This is a genomic window from Methylocella sp. (assembly GCF_044226135.1).
Taxonomy (GTDB): Bacteria; Pseudomonadota; Alphaproteobacteria; order Rhizobiales; family Beijerinckiaceae; genus Methylocapsa.
This window is the reverse complement of sequence record NZ_JBGAHM010000013.1, coordinates 16,910-35,174: the sequence shown is the minus strand read 5'-3', so window position 1 is coordinate 35,174 and position 18,265 is coordinate 16,910. Positions and strand designations below refer to the sequence as shown.

Annotated in this window: 13 protein-coding genes; 5 read left to right on the top strand and 8 right to left on the bottom strand. The window is 69.9% G+C overall.

Annotation, left to right across the window (positions count from 1 at the left end):
• Positions 1-64 precede the first annotated feature (64 nt).
• A complete protein-coding gene (locus tag ACILRB_RS07970) occupies positions 65-3,217 on the top strand; it encodes an AMP-binding protein (protein WP_395665765.1) in 3,153 nt (1,050 codons plus the stop codon).
• Positions 3,218-3,305: 88 nt separating this feature from the next.
• Here ACILRB_RS07970 and ACILRB_RS07965 read toward each other — a convergent pair whose 3' ends face one another.
• Positions 3,306-4,211, bottom strand: a complete 906-nt coding sequence (locus ACILRB_RS07965) for a glycosyltransferase family 2 protein (RefSeq protein WP_395665764.1) — start codon at positions 4,209-4,211, stop codon at positions 3,306-3,308.
• 277 nt (positions 4,212-4,488) lie between these two features.
• Between ACILRB_RS07965 and ACILRB_RS07960 the strand changes: the two genes are divergently transcribed.
• From ACILRB_RS07960 to ACILRB_RS07950, 3 genes are read left to right on the top strand one after another with little or no spacing between them, the layout of a single operon-like run.
• On the top strand, positions 4,489-5,613 hold the full coding sequence (locus ACILRB_RS07960; protein ID WP_395665763.1) for a glycosyltransferase family 4 protein: 1,125 nt from the start codon (positions 4,489-4,491) through the stop codon (positions 5,611-5,613).
• A 4-nt stretch (positions 5,614-5,617) separates the two neighbouring features.
• The gene (locus tag ACILRB_RS07955; protein ID WP_395665762.1) at positions 5,618-6,745 is read left to right on the top strand and encodes a glycosyltransferase family 4 protein; all 1,128 of its coding nucleotides are present in this window, start codon (positions 5,618-5,620) and stop codon (positions 6,743-6,745) included.
• Positions 6,730-7,971, top strand: coding sequence for a glycosyltransferase family 4 protein (locus ACILRB_RS07950; RefSeq protein ID WP_395665761.1), 1,242 nt, complete (start codon positions 6,730-6,732; stop codon positions 7,969-7,971). The genes ACILRB_RS07955 and ACILRB_RS07950 overlap by 16 nt, the downstream gene beginning before the upstream one ends.
• Before the next feature lie 55 nt (positions 7,972-8,026).
• Here ACILRB_RS07950 and ACILRB_RS07945 read toward each other — a convergent pair whose 3' ends face one another.
• The 7 genes from ACILRB_RS07945 to ACILRB_RS07915 all read right to left on the bottom strand — a co-directional run bounded on the left by ACILRB_RS07945 (position 8,027) and on the right by ACILRB_RS07915 (position 16,878).
• Positions 8,027-9,448 (bottom strand): glycosyl hydrolase, encoded by a 1,422-nt coding sequence (locus tag ACILRB_RS07945; protein ID WP_395665760.1) that lies wholly within the window; start codon positions 9,446-9,448, stop codon positions 8,027-8,029.
• 11 nt (positions 9,449-9,459) lie between these two features.
• Complete coding sequence (locus ACILRB_RS07940) at positions 9,460-10,413, bottom strand: glycosyltransferase family 2 protein (RefSeq protein WP_395665759.1); 954 nt, start codon at positions 10,411-10,413, stop codon at positions 9,460-9,462.
• A 212-nt stretch (positions 10,414-10,625) separates the two neighbouring features.
• A complete protein-coding gene (locus tag ACILRB_RS07935; RefSeq protein ID WP_395665758.1) occupies positions 10,626-12,611 on the bottom strand; it encodes a hypothetical protein in 1,986 nt (661 codons plus the stop codon).
• A gap of 219 nt (positions 12,612-12,830) precedes the next feature.
• Complete coding sequence (locus ACILRB_RS07930) at positions 12,831-14,282, bottom strand: lipopolysaccharide biosynthesis protein (protein ID WP_395665757.1); 1,452 nt, start codon at positions 14,280-14,282, stop codon at positions 12,831-12,833.
• A 79-nt stretch (positions 14,283-14,361) separates the two neighbouring features.
• Positions 14,362-15,201, bottom strand: a complete 840-nt coding sequence (locus ACILRB_RS07925) for an inositol oxygenase family protein (protein WP_395665756.1) — start codon at positions 15,199-15,201, stop codon at positions 14,362-14,364.
• A 95-nt stretch (positions 15,202-15,296) separates the two neighbouring features.
• On the bottom strand, positions 15,297-16,532 hold the full coding sequence (locus ACILRB_RS07920; RefSeq protein ID WP_395665755.1) for a class I SAM-dependent methyltransferase: 1,236 nt from the start codon (positions 16,530-16,532) through the stop codon (positions 15,297-15,299).
• A 61-nt stretch (positions 16,533-16,593) separates the two neighbouring features.
• The gene (locus ACILRB_RS07915; RefSeq protein ID WP_395665754.1) at positions 16,594-16,878 is read right to left on the bottom strand and encodes a hypothetical protein; all 285 of its coding nucleotides are present in this window, start codon (positions 16,876-16,878) and stop codon (positions 16,594-16,596) included.
• A 404-nt stretch (positions 16,879-17,282) separates the two neighbouring features.
• Between ACILRB_RS07915 and ACILRB_RS07910 the strand changes: the two genes are divergently transcribed.
• Complete coding sequence (locus ACILRB_RS07910) at positions 17,283-18,212, top strand: hypothetical protein (protein ID WP_395665753.1); 930 nt, start codon at positions 17,283-17,285, stop codon at positions 18,210-18,212.
• Positions 18,213-18,265 lie beyond the last annotated feature (53 nt).

The following is an 18,265-nucleotide window of genomic DNA, read 5'->3' as shown; positions in this document are numbered from 1 at the left end:
CCTCGCCCGACGCCGCGCCGGCCAGAACGCCGGCGCGGCGAAGCCAAGCGTCACGGAGCCTCGCATGACCGAGCGTCAGCCCCTGTTCACTCCCTCAGCCGAAGACGTCGCGGCGACCCCCCTCTCGGCCTTCATGCGCCGCATGAGCGAAAGGACCGGCCGCGACTTTCCGGACTACCGCGACTTCGAAGCCTTCGCGATCGAGGACTTCCGCGCCTTCTGGGGCGGCCTGCTCGACTGGTCGCGGCTTCCGCACGAGGGCGACGCCGGCCGGGTCTGCGTCGGCGACGATTGCGAAACGGCGCAGTTCTTCCCCGACCTCCGCCTCAATTACGCCGAATGCCTCCTGCGCCGCATCGGCCCCGACGACGACTCGAGGCCGGCGCTGCGTTCGTGCCGTCCCGAGCGCCAGACCGTGGCGACGACCCGCGGCGAGCTGCGCCGCCGCGTCGAGGCGCTCGCCGCCTCGCTCGACGCCTCGGGCGTCGGCCCCGGGACCCGCGTCGCCCTCATCGCGCACAACGAGACCGAGGCCGCCGTCGCCATGCTGGCCGCGGCGGCGCTCGGCGCGCTGGTGTCGCTCACCGCGACGGATCTCGCGGCCTTCGCCACCCTCTCGCGCTTCAGCCAGACGCGGCCGGAGATCCTGTTCTGCAATCTGCGCAGCCCCTATCCCGACGTCGAGGCGCAGCTCCTCGCGCGCGTCGGCGAGGTGGTCGCGGCCCTGCCCAGCGTGACGCGCGTGATCGGCCTCGACCCGGGCCTTGGCGATCGGCCCGCCGCGCCGGTCCCGCTGCGCGACGGCGTTGTCTTCGACACGCTCGACCGGCTCGTCGCCGAAGCCCCGCAGGCGCGAAAACCCTGGCCCAGATTCGCGTTCAACCATCCGCTGTTCGCGCTGTTCACCTCGGGCACGAGCGGCCCGCCGAAATGCGTCGTTCATGGCGCGGGCGGCGTCCTCATCCAGAATTTCAAGGAGATGAGCCTGCATCTCGACGTGCGGGCGGGCGACCGCGTGTTCTTCCAGACGTCGACGGGCTGGGTCATCTGGCTTTTGCTCATGTCGAATCTCTCGGTCGGCGCCGAAGTGGTGCTGAACAGCCGGCCGGTGGTCGCGCCGCACGCCGTCTGGGAGATCGTCGGCGGCGAGGCGGTCACGATCTTCTGCACCAGCCCCGCCTTCCTGCAGCTCTGCGAGGCGAACGGCTACCGCCCCTGCGACGAGACGCGGCTCGACGCGCTGCGCAGCCTGATGGCGGCGGGCTCGGTGCTCTATGCGGCGCAGCAGGACTGGGCTTCAGTCAACGTCAAGCCGTTGCCGATCCGCTCGGTCTACGGCTCGACCGACGTCGCCGCCTGCTTCGTGCTGCCCTGCCCCAACCTGCCGGTCCACGCCGCCGAATGCCAGGCGCGCAGCCTCGGCGTCGACGTGCGCGCCGTCCGCCAGGGCGAGCTCGGCCTGCCCGCGCCGATCGGCGAGGCGGCGTGCGTCAACCCGTTTCCCTCGCGCCCGCTGGGCTTCCTCAACGACCCCGACGGGACGCGTTTCCACGAGACCTATTTCGCCCGAAACCCCGGCGCCTGGACGCAGGGCGACTTCATCGAATTCACGCCGCAGGGCGGGGCGCGGCTGCACGGCCGCTGCGACGGCGTGCTCAACATCCGCGGCGTGCGCATCGGCCCGGTCGAGATCTATGAGGCGGTGAAATGCGCGCCCGAGGTCGCGGCCTGCCTCGCCGTGGCGCAGGCCTGGCCGGAGGCGCCGGGCGGAACGCGCCTCGTGCTGCTCGTCGCGCTCAGCGACGGCGCGGTCCTCGGCGAGGCGCTGACGCGGCGGATCAAGACCGCGATCAGGCGCCGCGCCTCCGCCGTCCATGTGCCCGACGTGATCGCGCAGGTCCCCGAGCTTCCGGCGACGCATAACGGCAAGCTGTCGGAGCGCGCCGCCACCGACGCGGTCAACGGCCGCGAGGCCGCCAACCGCGACGCCCTGCGCAACCCGCCCTGCCTCGCCGCGATCGCGGCGCATCCGGCGCTCGGACGCGCGCCCGCGCCCGCCGCCGCGGCTTGCGGCGCGCTCGAGCCGCGCTCGGTCGAGGCGCGCGTCGCCTTCGCCTTCGAGCAGGCGTTCGACCGGCGCCCGCTCGCGCGCGACGAGAATTTCTTCGATCTCGGCGGCGATTCGCTGACGGCGATGCGGATTCTCTTCACGCTCAAGGAGACGCTCGGGCTCGACGTGCCGATCACCGAGATCTTTCACGCCCCGACCATCGGCGCGCTCGCGGCGGCGCTCGCGGCGCGCGCCGCGCGCGCCGGCCATCCCTCGCTCGTCAGGCTCAAGGACGGCGCCGACGTGCCGCCGCTGTTCATGATCCCGGGGGTCGACGGCAGCCCCATGAAGCTGCGCCGGCTGGCGCTCGCGATCGACTATCGCGGGCCGATCTACGGCCTGCAGGCGAAAGGCCTGAACGGCGAGGCCGAGCCGCTCGCAAGCATCGACGCGATGGCCCGCTTTCATGTCGAGGCGATCAAGTCGGTCGCGCCGCGCGGCCCTTACGCCCTCGCCGGCTTCTCGCTCGGCGGGCTCTGCGCGATCGAGACCGCCCGCGCCCTTCGCGAGGCGGGCGACGAAATCGGCGCGCTGATGCTGCTCGATCCTCCGCTCGAAGAGCGCTGGTGGCCCCTGACGCTGTGGATCGAGGCGCTCGCGCGGCGCGCCTGGCTGCATGCGCGCGGCATGTTCGCGCGCATCGGCCACGAGCGCTGGCGCTACGCCGGACGGCGTCTCGTCGGCCTCGCCCGGCATGTCCTGCGACGCTACGACCGCGAGACCCGCATGCGCTTCGCCGGCTTCGATCCGAACCTTCCGCCGTTGCTGCAGGCGGTGCAGGACCACGCCCTCGCCGCCGCCCTGAGCTACAGGCCGCGCTTCTACGACGGCGCGCTGACGCTGTTCGTGGCGGCGCGCGGCATCTATCAGGGCTGCGCGGCGGGCAGGCTGTGGTCGCGCTTCGCCGCCGAGGCGCGTGTCGAATCCGTGCCCGGAGATCATCTGTCGATGATCATGCCGCCCGAGCATCGCGTCCTCGCCGCGGCGATCGCCCGCAGCCTTGCGCGCGGGGACGAGGGCCGCGCCCCGCGCGCCGAGCCGACGCGGCCGCCGGCGGCGACGGGCGGCGTCATCGAAGCCAAGGTCGGGCAGGCGGCGCCGGTCTGAACGGCGCGCCGCGCGGGCGCCGGAAAAAGGCGGGGGCGGCCCGGAGGCCGCCCCTTTCGCTTGCGCGCTCCCGCCCGAAACGCCCGCCTCAGCGCGCCTTCACGGTGAGCTGCACGACCTTGCGCGGATCAAGACGCCCCCGCAAAAGATCAGCGAGCGCCAGCAGATTGCCCTTGAGCCTCCCCTTGCGGTCGACCCACGGCTCCGGCCAGAACAGCTTGCCGCAATTGGCGGCGAAATTCTTCGACATCATGCGCAGGGCGTGGTCGACGCGATAGGTGCCCTTGCGGCACATGTAGATCGGATTGGCGATCTGAGAATAGCCGAGCGGCACGCCCTTGGAGCGCCCGCCCTTGTGGCCGAGATGCACGCCCGTCATGGCGTGGTTCTTGACGATGCGGCCGCATTGCGCCACGCGGCGGCAGAAGTCGATGTCCTCGAGCCAGCCGTAGAGCGGCAAATCCTCGTCGAAACGCAGGCCGCGCTCATGGATCGGCTTCAGGCGGAAGCTCATGTTGCAGCCATAGGCCGCATATTGGTCGACGCGGTCGCGGACGCGCGCGCGCGTCTCATGGTCGACGAGGATCGCCTGCGCCGCGCCGACCGCGAGGCCCGGCCCCAGAACGCCGTCGGCGAGGACGCGCCCGCTCGCCGCGACCACGTCGGGCTCTTCGGCGAAGAGGCGTTCGAGCTCCTTCAGGAAATCGCGCGAGGCGAAGAAGTCGTCGTCGAAGAACGCGATCACGTCGAAGCCGCGCGCCGCTTCGAGGATGGCGTTGCGCTGCGCGCAGAGCCCGCGCCGGCCGGCGACCTGGCGCAGCTCGTAGGGGACGCCCTGCGTCTTTTCGGCGTAAAAGTCCGCGGGCGAGGCCGGGCACACGAAAACGGCGTCGGGCCGCCTGATCTGGCCGCCGAGCCGCCACAGCGTCTCGGCGAGAATGTCGGGACGTCCCACCGTCGCGATCCCGACCGCGATCTTCATTAGAGATGTCATATGACGTGCCTCGCGCTCCCGGCGTCCTGCGGCGCGCGGACCATGGACGCCGCCGCGCCGGGCCGCATTTTCGCAGCGCGGCGCGGCGCGGCAAGGATCGGAGACTACGCAGCCGCGCTTCGCGCGAACGGCGGCTGCGTGTTTTCCACGGCTTGCCCGGAAGCCTCCGTGTCCCGATGCTCGACCTCCAGAAGGCACGAGCCGCGGATCGCGAGGACGCCCGCGCCCGGCGGCATGCCGCGACGGCGGCGAAAGCGCAGGATGGATCGTCGCGCCAATGCATATCTTTCTTGCTCTGGAGACGGGCGGCGGAGGCTCCGGCCGTCATTTCCTGGATCTCGCCTCGGGTCTCGCCGCACGCGGCCACAGGGTCGTGGCCGGCGTGTCCTACGCTCGCGCCGAACGCGCCTTCACCGAGGCGCTGGAGGCGCTTCCGATCGCGGTCGAGCGGGTCGACATGAACCGCTCGGTCGGCTTCCATGACGTCGCGGCCGCGCGCGCCCTGCAACTGTCGGTCGCGCGGCACGGCCCTTTCGACATCGTGCACGGCCACAGCTCCAAGGCCGGCGCGCTGATCCGGCTCACGGCCGCGGGCCGGGCCAAGAAGGTCTACACGCCGCATGCCCTCGCCTCGATGAATCCGGGCGCGCCGGCGCCGGCGCGGCTGTTCTACCAGACGATCGAGACGGGGCTCGGATGGTTCGCCTCGGACGCGATCATCCTCGTCTCGCGCGAGGAGCATGACTTCGCCTGCGCCGTCGGCATGCCCCGCGCGAAATGCCACATGATCATGAACGGCCTGCCCGATTTCGCGCCGGCCTCGCGCGCCGCCGCGCGCGCCGCGCTCGGCGTTTCGGCCGACCACGTCGTGTTCGGCTTCGTCGGCCGCCTCTCAAGCCAGAAGGCGCCCGAACGCTTTCTTGAGGCGCTCGCCGAGGCGGCGCGCACGCAGGGCCAGGTCTATGGCGTGATGATCGGCGACGGCGAACTGCGCGGCGAAGTCGAGGACGCGGTCCGCAGGATGGGGCTTTCGGGGCGCGCGGCCATTCTCGGCGCCGTCGACGCGCGCGCCTACATGGCGGCCTTCGACGCGCTCGTCGTCACGAGCCGCTATGAGGCCCTCCCCTATGTGATGCTGGAGGCGCTGGCGACCGGACTGCCCATCATATCGACCGTCGTCGGCGGCGTCGGCGCCACGGTCGACGACACGAACGGAATTCTGGTCGAACAGACGCGCGCCTCGTCGGGCCTCGCCGCGGCGATGTCGGCGCTCGCGCGCTCGCCGGAGCTGCGCCGCCGCATGAAGGCCGCGTCGAAGGAAAAAAGCGCGCGCATCAACGGCCCGCGCATGATCGACGAAACCGAAGCCCTCTACCAATCCCTCTGGTCCACACGGCACTAGGCTCATGCGCCCCATCTACATCAACGGACGTTTTCTCACGCAGCCGATGAGCGGCGTGCAGCGCTACGCTTACGAGATCGTCAAGGCGCTCGACGAAAGGGCCGGCGCCGCCAACGCCGGGCAGGAGTGGATGCTGCTCGCGCCCCCCGGCGCGCCGGCGCCGAAGCTGCGCGCGATCGGCTTCAAAACCATCGGGACGCGCGCCGGCCATCTGTGGGACCAGACCTCCTTCGCGCATGCCTCGCGCGGCGGCGTGGCGCTCAGCCTCGCCATGAGCGGGCCGCTGTTCCACCCGCGCCATCTCGTGATCCTGCACGACGCGGCGGCGTTCCGGAGGCCTGAGCATTTCAGCCGGGCCTATGGCGCGTTCCACCGCATGGCGGAGCGCATCCTGTCGCGCACGGCCCGCATCGGCACCGTCTCGCAATTCTCGCGGCGCGAGCTCGCCGCCGTGCTCGGGCTCGACGCGCAGGCCATTCTCGTCGCCGGCAACGGCGCCGACCACGCCGGAACGGCTTTCGACGAGAGCGCGCTCGACCGACACGGGCTGCGCGGCGAAAAATTCTTCCTGACGCTCGGCAATCTGACGCGCAACAAGAACCTCGCCGTCGCGGCGCGCGCGCTCGGCAGGCTTCGGCCGGGCGCGGCGAAGCTTGTCGCCGTGGGGTCGGTCAACGCCGGCGTCTTCGGCGCCGCCGCGCCGCCGGCCGCGGCCGCAAATGTGATCTTCCCCGGCCGGTTGCCCGACGCCGAGGTCGCCGGCCTGATGCGCGCGGCGACGGCCTTCATCTTTCCAAGCCTCTATGAAGGCTTCGGCGTGCCGCCGCTCGAGGCGATGGCGAACGGCTGCCCCGTGCTGTCCTCGAACGCCGAGGCGATGCGCGAAGTCTGCGGCGACGCCGTCGATTATTTCAGCCCGACCGACGACGCGCGGCTCGCCCATCTGATGCGCGAGGCCGTCGCCGACGCAGGCGCCTGGCGCGCAAGACGCATCGACGCCGGGCGGGCGCGCGTCAAACTCTACAGCTGGAGAAATTCGGCGCGCGTCATCGCCGAGGCCTGCCTCGACCTTGCCGCCGCGGCGCCGGCGCGCGGCCCCCTGCCGGCGAAAGACGCATGCGCGCGCTCCTGATCAACACGCTCTATCCGACGCCGGGCGAGCCGAAAATCGTCGGCGGCGCCGAAATCTTCGTGCGCGCTCTGGCCGAGGGCCTCGCGGCCGCGGGCGACGAGGTCGAAGTCGTCCGCGCCGCGCATCGCGCCGAGCCGCATGACGAAACCCAGAACGGCGTCGTCGTGCGGTCGGCGCCGGTCGACAACATCTATGCGCCTTTCGCGGCGGCCCGCCCGAACGCGCTCAAACGCCTCGTCTGGCACGCGCTCGACGACTGGCGCCGGGACGCCGCCCATGTCGCGCGCCGGATCGAGGCGTTCAGGCCCGACGTCGTCCACACCCATACGCTCACGGGCCTGACGACGGGCGTGTGGGACGCCGCCGCCGTCCGCGGCGTTCCCGTCGTCCATACGCTGCACGACTATTATCTCACATGCCCGCGCTCGATCCGATTCAGGAATGGACGCTCCTGCGCGCGAAGCTGCGTGGACTGCCGGCTTCTGACGACGCGCCGCAGGCGCGCCTGCGAGACGCCGTCGGCGGTGATCGGAGTGAGCCGGCGCATCCTCGACATCCATCAGGAGCTCGGCCTGTTCCGCCATACCGCCATGACGGCCGTCATTCGCCATGCGGTCGAAAGGATCGACGCGCCGCCGCTGCGTCCGCGTCTCGCCGGGGCGGCGGCCCGCCCGCTCGCGCTCGGCTACATCGGCCGCGTGACGCAGGAGAAGGGCGTCGAAAACCTGGCGCGGGCGATCGCGCTGCTTCCGCCGGGGTCCGTCACCCTTGCGCTGGCGGGGCGGGCCGAGGACTCGGCGAAGCGCCGGCTGAAGGCGCTCGCGCCCGAAGCCGACCTGCGCTTCCTCGGCTTCGTCCGGCCGCTCGACTTCTACCGGCAGGTCGACGTCGTCGCCGCGCCCTCGATCTGGGAGGAGCCGGCGGGCCTCGTCATCGCCGAGGCGCAGGCGGCCGGGCGACCCGTGCTGTCGACGCGCTACGGCGGCGTCCCGGAAGGCGTCAGGGACGGCGTCGCCGGATGGCTGACGAACGGCGAGCCCGAAGATCTGGCGGCCCGCCTCAAAAGCCTGATCGACGACCCGTCGCAGATCCTGCGCGCCGCGCGGGCCTGCGAGGCGGCGCGCGGCGAACGCGGCTTTGGCGCCGTCGTCGACGAGCATCGCAGCCTCTATGCGCGGGTGGCCGGCCACGCCCTTGCGCCTGTCCCGGCCGCGGCCGCAGGCTGACGCGCCCTCGCCGGCTCCATGCCCGCCGGGGCCCAGGCGGCCCGCGCCGCCAGGCTTACGGGTCGATTTCGAGAAAGACGGGGTGGTCGGTCATCGTCAGCGCGACGCAGGAGACGGACTCGAACTTCGCCTGCGGCTCGACCCCGAGCGTCGGGTCATAGAGCCGCACGCGGCGCGCCTCGGCCCCAAGACGCACCTCGATCTCGTCGCGTTTCGCCGGCCAGCGCTCGTTCCAGACGACGAGCCAGAAGCGCCCGTCGGATTTCTGCAGCAGAAAGGCGTGAACCGTCGGATGGCCGAAGGCGTCGTTCGGAACGCCCTCGATCGACCAGCCGAGCACGCCCGGCGCCGCGGGCGCGGACCCATCGGACAAAATGGTCGTCATATTATGAACCCAGCGCGCGACGGGCTTCGGCTCGCGCGTCGCCGTGAACATGCCGAAGGTGTTGGCGAAGCCGCCCTCCTGGTCCTTGAGCTGATAGATGAACGTGTATGAATAGCCGCGCAGGAACTGCGCCAGATAGACGTTGAGCAGCGTCTTGCCCGACGCCTCGAGGCCGCCGTTGTCGCTCGGCCAGCCGGTTTCGGTGGTGATCCTCGGCAGGGCGGCGAGCTGTGCGCCGGAATAACCCCTGTGCTTGCGCAGCCAGGTCGTTCCATAGTCCTGCGGCAGCGTGTATTGGCGCCCGAGCACGTCGCCCGTGGGGTCGGCGGCGTGCCAGGCCGCATTGTCGACGGGCTCGGCGGCGTCCTTCCAGATGACGTAATTGTGCATGTTGGCCATGTCGGCGTAGGTCGTCCCCGCCGGCATCAGGGCGCCCGCGCCCTCGGGGATTTTCAGAAACTGCAGGCCGACGTCGTCGGGCTGCGCGCCATTGTGCGAGACGCTCGCCACCGGATAGCGCCGCAGCGCAGGGTCGCTCTTCATGGCCGCGTAGAAATCGCGCATCAGCTCGGCGAGCGGCCGCCAGCTGACGTCCCTGTCCGTCCTGACCCCGTTATAGGTCACCGGCCATGTCTCGGGCTCGTTCGGCCCCTCGACCGCGAGCAGGCGCCCCGCCGCCGCCAGCACGCGGATTTCGGGCAGCTCGACCGAATACATGCGCTCGCCGGTCCCGCCCTTCGTCGGCGCGCCATAGATGACCCTCGCGTCGGCGGCGTTGGCGAGCGTCGTCATGTAGCGCGCGGTGTTGCCGGTCGGGTCGCTCGCCGAGCCGCGCAGATTGCGCACGCCGAGATAGCGGATCATCTTCGCATATTCGGGAATGCGGTCGTTGACGCGCGGCGACGGGCCGATGTTGATTCCGAGCGAGTTCAAAAAATCCGCGGCGGCCACCGCCTGTTCGGGGCGGTTCGGATCGGGATTGCGCGGCAGGGCGGGCGGCGGCGGAAAGGCCGGCGCCGCCGCCGCGCAAAGCAGCGCGAGCGCCGCGACGCAGGCGGCCCTCGCGGCGGATCTTCTGGCGCGCGAGACCATCCGGCGCGGCGCTAGGTCAGGCGCATCTGCGCCTTGTTGACAAGGCTCCAGCCGCGCTCGCGCAGCCAGGACCGCAGCGCCGGCGAGGCGAGGCCGGCCGCGTCGAGACCGTAGCGCATCAGCTGGATCGGCCGAAGCTCGGAACGGGCGACGGCGAAGAGGCTCACGGCCGGATCGACCTCGCCGCGATGGCGCCAGGCGATCTCCATCAGATGCGCCAGATGCTTGAGATGCTGCATCGAATGTTTGGCGTTCTTGCTCGTGTCCTGCCACAGCACGCGGGCCTGGATGTCCGTCATGTTGATCGAACGGTCCTTGTGCTCGCGGTTGTAGAACACCGTGTCCGGCACGAAGACATAATCTCCAAGCAGCGCGATCTCGGCGAGCAGCGCGTGGTCCGAGCCGTAATAGCTTCTCTGCAGCGTGCTGCGCGCGAGCGTGGCCCGACGGTAGAGGCCGAAGATCTCGTAGCAGGTGCCGACATAGCGCATGACGTTGTAGAAGCGCTCCGCCGGCGGCTGGCCGGTGACGACCGGCCCGAGGGAGCCGACGAGGGGCATGACGTCGCCGTTCTCGTCGACGCTCTTCGTTTCGCCGTAGGCGAGCGCCGCGCCCGGGTTCTCGTCGAGCGCGCGCACGCATTTCCCGATGAAGTCGGGCGCGAGATAGTCGTCGCTCGCGCACCATTTGAAGAATTCGCCGCGGGCGGCGGCGAAGCCGATGTTGTGGTTGGGCGCCGCGCCGAGATTGACCGGGTTGCGCATGTAGCGGACGCGCGCGTCCTTCTCGGCGAAGGCGAGGCAGATCGCCCCCGTCGCGTCCGTCGAAGCGTTGTCGTTGACGATGAGCTCGAAGTTCTCGTAGGTCTGGTCGAGGATCGAGCGGACGGCCTGAGCGACATACGCCTCGCCGTTGTAGACGGGCATCGCCAGGGAGACCCGCGGCGCCTCTGCTGCCTTGCTCATGCGGCTACCTCATGAAGATGCGGCGGCGGGCCGTCGCGGCCCCGCCGCGCCCGCCTTGCCGCCGCGCCCGGTCGGGGCGCGGCCGTTTCTTCGCGGGGGCGCGGCGCGGTCCTGACGTCCCGGCCGTCGTCATTTTCTTGAGTTCGGCGGCCGCCGCAACGACCGGAGACTACGGAGGCCGACCCGCCGGCCCCGGCCCGCCGCCTGCGTCGTCAGTCCTCGATTTCAAGGATCATCGGGTGATCCGTGAGGCCGAGCGGAACGGTCCGCACATTGGTCAGCGTCTGCTTCGGCGACACGCCCGAGACGACGTCATAGACGCGCACGGTTTTGCGCGTCGCGCCGAGATCGACCGTCACGTCGTCGCCGCCCTGCCCGACCGGCCGCTCGTCCCAGACGACGAGCTCGAACCTGCCGTCGCTCTTTTGCAGCAAAAGATCGTGAACGGTCCCGGGCTGGCCGGCGATGGCGTAGGGCAGCGAGCCCGGCGTCGCCGAAACCGCCGCGTCGTCGGCCAGGATCGTCGTCAGATTATGGATGTAATGCGCGGCGAGGCGCGGCGAGTTGTCAGCCTTGAAAATGCCGAAGCGCTCGCTCCAGCGGTCCTTGATGGCGTAGAGGAAGGTGTATTTGTAGCCGCGCTTGAACTGCGCCAGATAGACGTTGAGCAGCGTCTTGCCCTGGTTCTCCTCGCCGCCCGAATCGACCCACCAGCCGGTCTCCGTGGTCACGCGCGGCAGCGTCGCGAGCTGCTCCTTCGCGTAGCCTGAATATTTTCGCTTCCAGGTGGTCCCATAGTCGTCGGGCAGGATGTATTGCGTCGGCGGAACCCAGTCATAGGGCGAGGCCGAGTTCCAGGCGGCGTTGGCCACGGGCGTCTTGGCGCCCGCCCAGATCACGTAATTGTGCATGTTGGCGTAGTCGGCGTATTTCGTGCCGTCGGGCATCGCCGTCTTGGCGCCGTTCGGGATGGTCAGATATTGCAGGCCGACATTGTCGATCTCGGCGCCGCCGTGGGTGGTCTGGAAAACGGGATAGTTCTTCAGCACCGGATCGGCCTTGACCGCCGCATAGAGGTCGCGCTGGAGTTTGGCCGCCGCAATCCACGAGCCGCTTCCGCCGCCCGTCGCGCCCTGATAGGTCACGGGCCAGGTGTCCGGCTCATTGGCGCCCTCGACCGCGAGAAGCACGCCCGCGTCGGCGAGCTGGCGGCTCGCCGCGATCTCCTTTGAAAGGTCGCGCGCCCAGCCGGCCGAAAGGCCCCAGGTGATCTTCGTTCCGGTCGCCCTGGCGATGTTGATCGCGCTCGCGGCGGTGTAGCCGCCCTCGAACGAGCCGCCGCGCAGATTGCGCACGCCGATGTAGTTGACGAGCGGCGCGACGTCCATGTCGAGGACGCCGCCTCCGACGCCGAGCGAGTTCAGAAAGTCCGTGGCGCTCGCGGCCTTGACGCCCGAGCCCGCGGCCGGAGCGGCGGGCGGCGGCTCGGGCGTCGCGACCGGCGTCGACGTCGACGCCGGACGGATCGTCACGCCGATTCCGTCGAAGAAGGCCGCGCCGACGCTCACTGTCGCGGTCGCCGCGGCGACGGTCTTCGCGCCCGAGCCCGAAAGCGCCTTGTCGCCCGTCGCCGTCGCGCGCTGCGTGAAGTCGATCGAGACGTTGCCGAGGTCGGACGGCGGCGCGATGCGCGCCGAGGCCGTGTTGAAGTCCCAGAAGGCGACATAGCGCTCGCCCTCGACCATGGCCTCGGAGAAGGCCGGAAGCTGGCACGCGGCGGCGTTGGCGCCGCAGCCGACGCTTCCGCCGACCGGCGTCTTGGCGTCGACGCCGCGATAAGTCCTGATGATCGCCTTGGGATAGGACGCGCCGCTCCAGCTGTAGGAGGCCGGCTCGTCCCTGGCCACGCGCCAGTAGAGTTGCGCGCTCTGCACCGAGTTGAAGGTCTTGATCGCCGGCGTCCAGCCCGCCGGCGCCGTCAGCCATTCGCCCTTGGTCGATTGCGTCGCGACATAGGCGAGCATCAGGTCGCCGTCCTGCGTGCCGGCCGGCGGCTTGATCGTGACCGGCCCCGCCGCGACGTTGGAGGAGCCATAGGACACGCCGACATAGCTTGGCGGCGCGGCGAGCGCCGCCGACGCCGGAATCAGGGCCAAAGACGCCGCGACCGACGCGGCGCGTGCTACGAAACAGGTCATCCCCACCCCCTTTCAGGACGCGATCCAACTTGACCTGCGCCGTATGGGGAGGGGATGTGGCCATTGATGGCCGAGAGAATGGCTAAAATGAGTAATGATGAAAATTATTATTTATCATACAGCATACGCTAACCATTAATCAACCACGAGCGCCGCCCGGAGCCGGAGCCTCGGGCGGCGCTCGGGATCTCGGGAGAAGGCGGAGGGGCTCGCGCCGCCTCAGCTTGGCATGCGGTTCTTCAACACGAGGTCGCGGGCCAGCGCGAGATCGCCGCGCACGAGGCCGAGGGCGCCGGCGACATAGACCGCGGCCCCGACCAGTATGGCGAAGGCCAGCACCGCGAGCTGCGGCGCCTGGGCCGGCGCGTTGAGCTCGGCGGCGCGCGCGGCGACGAACATCAGGAGCGACGCCAGCGCGAGCTTAGGGAAGATGTCGAGCGGCCGGCGCACGTCGACGCCGGCGATCCGGCGCGCCGAGACCATCATGAGCGGCAGGAAGGCGAGCTGGCAGAGCACCACCGTCGCCGCGAGCGCCTCGGGGCTCACATGCGCGGCGACGACGATCGGCCCGGCCGAGACGATGGTGAAGGCGCCCTTGAGCTTGAACACGAGCTTCGAATGGCCGAGCGCGAGAATGGTGTAGACGCAGAGCGCGTCGATGATCATCAGGATCGCGAGCGGCGTCAAAATCGTCACGACGACGACGGCGCCGCTCCATTGCGGTCCGAAGACGACCGGAACGGCGACGGGGGCCACCGCCGCAAAGCCGATGAAGACGGGAAAGGCGCAGAGCGCCGTCATGCGCAGGGCGGCGTTGAAGAAGCGGTCGGTCTTGCCCGGATCGTCGCGGATGCGCGCCACCGTCGGCATGACGAGACCAAGGAGCGGCGTCAGGCACACCTCCCACAAAACCTGGAACGGCCGGCGCGCGAAGGAGTAGACGCCGACCGCCGCGGGCCCAAGGAACGCGCCGAGGACGAAGGCCGGCAGCTCCCCGTTGACGAAGGCGAGCAGCGACTGGGCGACGATCGGCCGCGCGAAGGGAAGCAGCTCCGCGATCCGCGCGCGCGAATAGGAGAAGGAGGGCAGGAAGCGCGAGCCGGCGAAAACGAGCGCCGTTCCTGCGCCGGTGCGCGCGAGCTGATAGGCGATGAGGCTCCAGACGCCAAAGCCATGCGCCGCCATGCCGACGCCGACGATGGCGCTCGTCGCCGTGGCGAAGAAGCCGCGCAGCGCCAGCGTGCGGAAGGCGAGATCGCGCCGCAGCAGCGCAGTCGGCACGACCGCGAAGGATTCGATCGCCACGACGAGGCAGCTCCAGCGCAGCAGCTCGCGCAGCTCGGGCTGGCCGAAGAAGGCCGCGAGCAGCTCCGCGCCCGCGAAAATGGCGCCGCTCAGGGCCAAGCCCATGGCGCAGACGAGCCAGAAGGCCGAGACGAGATGGCCGCGCTCGACGTCGCGGCGCTGCACCAGCGCGTCGACGATTCCGGTCGTCACGAACACTGACAGAAAGAAGGGCGGGATCATCGCCAGCGTGGCGAGGCCGAACTGCTGCGGCGTGAGAAAGCGCGCGAGCGCCACGAACACGCCGAAGGCGATGATCTGCGAGCCCCAGGAGGCGGCGGCCGTCCAGATCGCGCCGCTGACGAGTTTGCGCCCGAGAGAAGGCAAGTGCCGGCCTTTCACGCAAGAGGGAAGAGCGCGCGCCGGCGCCCGGCGCGTTCATGAGGTTTGGCGCGGCGGGGGCGGGCTAAAGCACGGCCGCCGCGAGCGACAGCTCGTCCGCGAAAAGACCGAGCGGCGCCAGCATCGACAAGCAGAACAGCACCGTCTTGGGGAAGAACTCCTCGATCAGCCCCACGTAATCGTCGAGCCGCTTCTTTGGCAGGTGATAGAAGATGAAGGTGCGGTCGTGGCGCACGAAGGTCTTGAAGTATTTTTCATAAAGGGAGCGGTCGTGCGCGTCCATGTAGGGCTCGCAGGGCGTCTGGATCGAGTGCCACCTGAGCAGCCACTGCATGTCCTTTGAGACATAGGGCGCGAGCCGCGCATGGACGATGTCGGCGTGGTCCCATTTGAACGTGCAGTTGGCGAGGCCCGCGCCCGGCCTGTTGTCGTCGCCGATCGGAAACTTGCCGCCGCCCTCGATGTTCTCCCATTTCTCGCCCTTGAACACGGCGAGCTTGCCGAGGTCGTGGATCAGCGTGGTCGCCAGAAGCTCGCGGTCGTCGACGCCGGCCTCCTCCATGCTCTCCATGATCTGCAGCGTGTGGGTGAGCTGGCTGCCGCAGTAGAGATAGAGATTGGTCGGGTCGATCACCTGGGCCTGCAGTTCGAGAAGCCTGTAGATCGACATCTCGCCGAAGATCGGCTCCTCGTATTTTTTCCGCAGGGCCTCGACGTCGGCGGGCGTCTGCGCGCGCGAGCGCGCCATGACCTCGCCGGAGTTCGCCCTGAAGTCCTCGATGTGGCGGATCGCGTCGAGGCCCGTGATGTTGTAATAGCCCTGCCTGTTGAGAACGCTGACGACCATGCTCTTGACGGCGCTGTTGCCGCTCAGCAGCTTGCGGACCGGATCCATGATGCCCATCGACAGTCTCCCTGGCGTTTTCGTGGACGCCCGTTCTGGTTAGGCCCCAAGGCGCGGGGCGCCTAGGATCGGAGAATACGGGCGGGCGCGCCGCCTCAGGCCCCGACCGCCACGACCGACGGACGCAGGCCCATCGCCTCGAGCGCGGCGGTGATCTCCGGCACATAGATCGGGTTCATGACGATGACGACGTCGGGCGGGTTTGAGGCGAGCTCGGAAGGCGCGCCGACGCGGCGGCCCGCGCCCGGCATGAACCGGCCCTGCTTGTAGGGATTGACGTCGACCACCGCCGAGATCTCGTCGGCGAGGCCGAGCGTGGTCAGGAACGACACGGCCTTCGAGCCGCCGCCCCAGAGCGCGACCCTGCGCCCCCCGGCCACGGCCGAGAGCACGAGATTACGCCAGTAATCCTGCACGGCGGCGACGCGGGCCGGATAGTCGCGGGCGAGCGCGCGCATCGCCTCGAGGTCGTCTTCGAGCGGCAGGCGCGGCGCCGTCGGCCCCGCGGCCGGGCGCGCGTACTGGACGATATACTGGCCGCCGTATTCGACCGCGAGCGCATGGACGTCGAAGCCAAGCGCGCGGAACAGCCGCGCATGGGTCCCGGCGCTGAAGTAGGAGCAGTGCTCGTAATACATGTCCCAGAAGGCGCCTTCCTCGAGCACCCGCCTGACGTCCGGCGTCTCGAACACCACTTCGGCGTCGGGCCGCCCCTCGCATCCGGCGCGGATCGCCTGCACGAATTCGCGCGTCGGGCCGATATGCTCCAGCGTGTGGCGGCACAACACGACGTCGCCGCCGAAGTCGCGTTCGGGCCTGTAGTAGTCGACGACGAAGCGCACGCTTTCGTCGCCGCCGCGCCCGGGATCGGCGCGATAGCCCGGATCGACGCCGACGCCGGTCGCGCCGCCGACGCGGCAGAGCTCGCGCAGGAACTCGCCCTTGCCGCAGCCGATCTCAAGGACTTCCTTGCCCCTGACGTCGCACCGCTGCGCGATCTCGCCGGCGAGGCCGCGCGCGAAGGCGTTGAACGTGTCCGAAAAATGCTGCGACTCCTCGAAGTCGCCGGCGTAGCTCATCGCGGACGCGTCAAAAATCTCGTTGAACAGAAAGCCGCAGGCGTCGCAGAAGGCGATCTGCAGGTCGCGGCGCGGAAAGGCCTTCGCCTCGTCTTCCGAGCCGAGCAGCACGCAGCTGTGCACCGGCACGCCCGCGACCCTGTAGATCGTCTGCGTCCGCGTGCTTCCGCAACAGGGGCAGGCGGACGCCGTCGCGTCCGTTTCGACGGCGGTCGCGGCGAGGAGACTGGTCGGGGGCGTCGTCTGGTTCATGTTCCACCCTTCGGGCGTGAGGGACGTTTCGGATTCGGAAGAAGGTCGGGGCGCGAAATCGTCAGAGGCCGCCTTTCGCGCCGCCGCGTACGCCGCCGCGAAAAAATCGACGCCCCGCGCGAAAAAACGACGCGTCGGCGCGGACCTTGTCGCGGGCGCGCCGCTCGATCTCTCCGGCCGCCCGGTTCGACGTCGCGCCGACGACGAATCCGAGCTGCAGCGCGCCGACGAGCGCGGCCGCGCGCCAGGCCATTCCCAGCGGCGTCGCGTCGGCGGCCGCCGCCGCCGCCGCGAGCGCCGCCAGCAGCGCCGCGCAGGAGGTCGGCAGAAGACAGAAGGCGGTCATGGTCCGGCCCGCGGCCGCTCCGCCCAGCAATGCGACGACCGTAAGGACGAGCATTCCTCATTTCCCCGCTTGCCTGCGCCGTCGCCAGGCGGTCAAGAAAGACGCCAGGCCGCCGCCGCGCGTCGCGCTCGATGAATGACTTTGCAATATATGATGGCCGGTCCGCGCCGGGCCCGCGCCGCGGACGATCTCCTGCGACGCGCAGCCAGAATGGGCGAAGGCGCGCGCGCCGGACAAGCGCCGGCATTTACTGACTCGGCGGCGCCCGGCGCGCCGTCCGGTAGTTTCCGAGTCTTGCCGCGCGGCGGCGCCCAAAGCGACCATGGCGGCCATGTTCGACGCGGCCGAAAAGCGGCGTCGCGGCCCACGCCCGGCTCGAAGCCGTCATTATGGAGGCGTCAAAAATGAGCGCAGTCTATTTCGACTCGACGATGAGCGACGCGGAACGGCGCGAGCGGCTCTATCGTGGAGACGTCTTCGTTTATTCGCCAAAGCCGTCGACGCTCGCCCTCATCGGCTTCGCGCGCGAGTTCCTGACCCAGGCGTTCGCGCCGCATGCGCCGGAGCTCGCGCAGCATCACATCGACGTCCGCGCCTTCGTCGACGTCTTCGGCCCGCTGAAGCCGGCGTTCATCCATCATCAGACGACGAAGGCGCTGCTCGCCGACGTCGTCGCCGAACTCGGCTGCGATCTCGACGAAACCTTCGTCGACGTGCCGCGGCTGCGCGGCGTCACCAGCGACAGATATCTGACCGCCGGCGTCGGCTACGCCTTTCCGCCGCATCGCGACACCTGGTGGTCGGCGCCGCTCGCGCAGCTGAACTGGTGGCTGCCGATCTTTCCGTTCCAGTCGGAATCGAGCATGGCCTTCCATCCAGCCTACTGGCGCACGCCGATCAGCAACGGGTCGGAGGAGTTCAACTACTATGAGTACAACGCGGTCGGCCGCAAGGAGGCCGCGCGGCATGTGGCCTCCGACACGCGCAAGCAGCCGGGCCCGCGCCAGCCGATGGACCTTGAGGGGCAGTTCCGGGTGGTCTGCCCGCCCGGCGGCGTCATCCTGTTCTCGGCGGCGCAGATGCATTCGACCGTTCCGAACGCCTCCGGCCGCACGCGCTTCAGCATCGACTTCAGGACCGCCAATCTCGCCGACCTCGAATCCGGGCGCGGCGCGCCGAACGTCGACACCTTCGCGCAGGGCACGAGCCTGCGCGACTTTAGGCGCGGCGCGGACGGCGCGGCGCTGCCCGAAGAGGTCGTCGCCCGCTACGACTGCGGCGAGAAGCCCGAAGGCGCGGTGCTGGTGTTCGAGCCGCAGTCGGGCGCAGCGTGAAGCCTCGGGCGCGGCGCGCCCCGAAAACCCCGGCCGCGCGCGGCGCGGCCTGC